The sequence below is a fragment of the Ileibacterium valens genome (assembly GCF_001945525.1).
Lineage (GTDB): Bacteria > Bacillota_I > Bacilli_A > Erysipelotrichales > Erysipelotrichaceae > Ileibacterium > Ileibacterium valens.
Genome location: NZ_MPJW01000158.1, coordinates 1 through 2,178, shown reverse-complemented (window position 1 = coordinate 2,178; position 2,178 = coordinate 1). Strand labels below are relative to the sequence as shown.

At 38.9% G+C, this 2,178-nt stretch carries 2 protein-coding genes; both read right to left on the bottom strand.

Going from position 1 to position 2,178, the window contains the following annotated elements:
- Positions 1-318 precede the first annotated feature (318 nt).
- Positions 319-1,194, bottom strand: coding sequence for a UDP-N-acetylmuramate dehydrogenase (gene murB / locus BO222_RS08185; RefSeq protein ID WP_075820041.1), 876 nt, complete (start codon positions 1,192-1,194; stop codon positions 319-321).
- A gap of 729 nt (positions 1,195-1,923) precedes the next feature.
- On the bottom strand, positions 1,924-2,178 hold a 255-nt coding region (locus BO222_RS08180; protein ID WP_075817320.1), incomplete at its 5' end, for a transposase.

Sequence of the window (2,178 nt, the reverse complement as noted above, 5' to 3'; positions counted from 1 at the left end):
TTTGTCGATTACACGACCAAGATTGATGTAAGTCTTTCGGTCTTTACCGTCCACCCAGTGTGAACAGCAGACTTTCCCATATTCAACCCCATTTTTTCTGTCATAGCAGAGATACATAACGATTCACATCGGTAGAATTATTTCTACCTATAGAATAAATCTTTTCAGGATTATAAGGTGATACTAACTCGAAATATCTGTACATAAAGCGTAATTGAAGCAGTTAGAAATTAGATAGAATTTCTAGGTAGAAAAAAGTTTGGGAATTACAGGTAAATTAATTCTATTGATTTTCAGAAGTCTGAAGTCATAAAATCCTTACTTTCCTTCTTTGGGAATCACATGAACTTCCATTTCAAGATGAATTCCTTTTTTCCTGTAAACTTCATCCTGAACGATTCTCACCAGCTCGAGAAAGTCCTTGCAGCTTGCCTGTCCTCTATTGATCAAAAACCCAGTATGTTTTTCGGAAACCTGAGCATCATTAACACTGGTTCCCTGCAAGCCGCATTCACGGATTAAAGCACTCGCAAACCCGTTTTCAGGCCGTTTGAAAGTACTTCCTGCCGAAGGCATCTCCATAGGCTGTCTGGTCCACCGTCTTTCATGAAGCTCGTCCATTGCATGATAAATATCTTCTTTATCCCGATCTTCAAATTGAAAGACCGCCTTTAAAACAATGCCGAACCGATCGCTGAACATGGAGTGACGATAGGAAAGATCAAGTTCTTCTGCCGGGGTATTATGAACATTTCCATCTTCATCCATCCATTCACAGGATTCGATAATATCCTTGATTTCTCCACCGTAGGCTCCCGCATTCATTATCACCGCTCCGCCAACTGTTCCTGGTATCCCTGAAGCGAATTCAAATCCTCCAAGCCCACGTTCAGCCAACCAGTTTGCGAGTTGCTCATTTGTAGTCCCAGCCAACACTTCAACTCTGTTAGGATCAAGCTGCTTGATTCCTGTAAAGTTCGTAATGGTCTCAATAATCCAACCATCGTAACCTTCATCTTCAAAAAGGACATTACTTCCCTTTCCTAACATACAAATTGGTGCATTACACTCTTTGGCATCAAGCAGGATGGATCGAATTTCTTCTTCACTGCCTGGGCGATAGTATCGAGCAGCTGGTCCTCCGATTTTTAAAGTCGTTGAATCTTTTAGTTTTTTTCCAATTTCATAGTTCATAAAATCCTGCCCTTTCTGTTATTGTTTATGCATTCAGCGCTGATTGATCTGTATTGGTTTATTGATGACAGATGATCACTTTCTAATGGAGCCCGCTAATGATCACTTTTCACAGATCTGAGCTATCTTATCAGTACGCTGTGTTTATTTTGAATGATGACTGTTCAATCCATACTTGATGGACCTCTCATTCAATCATGCTGATATATTGATTTTGATTTATGCTTATAATTTTTATCCGCCAGTCCGGCAGCTGAGTATCCTGAAAACAACAGAAATAGAATTTGTCCAATCATATATTTTCAGTTTTGCTTATAAAGTATGGTTCAAATTACATATCCTGTTCATTTTAAGTATACAAATTGGTTTACGTATGAATTTGGGATGACCAAAAAAATTATTGAATACCCTTTCTTTTCGAAAGTGAATTTCAGTTGAAAGATCAAGCTGACCTAAAAAGAATCGAATTTTCTTCGTATTGTCCGGCTTATTCGAAAAGAGAATCATGAAAGATATTTGATCCATCTCTTTTGGTCATTTCGTCTGATCCACCTTCCGAAAAAAGGGGCTGTTAAATTTCGACTGATTTTTCATCAGCGAGATTTACAGCCCCTTTTTCTATGCTTTTTATCTGATTCAATCCTGTTTTATGATGTGTTTTTCCGCTCAAGTCAATTTTTGAACGCACTGAAAAGAGGCAAAACTCAAAAAGACTGTTTATAATCTTTTTCAGATTTCGCTTTTCTGCTCCTTTAATTTTCCATAACGTTCGAGTTCTGGGCAACTCATCCGATTTCTGTTGTTTAATTTTCTGATATTGTGTCCCATGGCCACAATAAGCACCTCAAATTTTACGTTTTCCAGTCCCCGGCGTCTCAATCGGCTGTATCTGTAGTTTTCTTTAAGATCTCCGAAGGTTCCTTCCGCCTGAATGCTCCGGCTGACCATAATCTCATGTCCTGCATCTGAAGACATGTTCTCCCG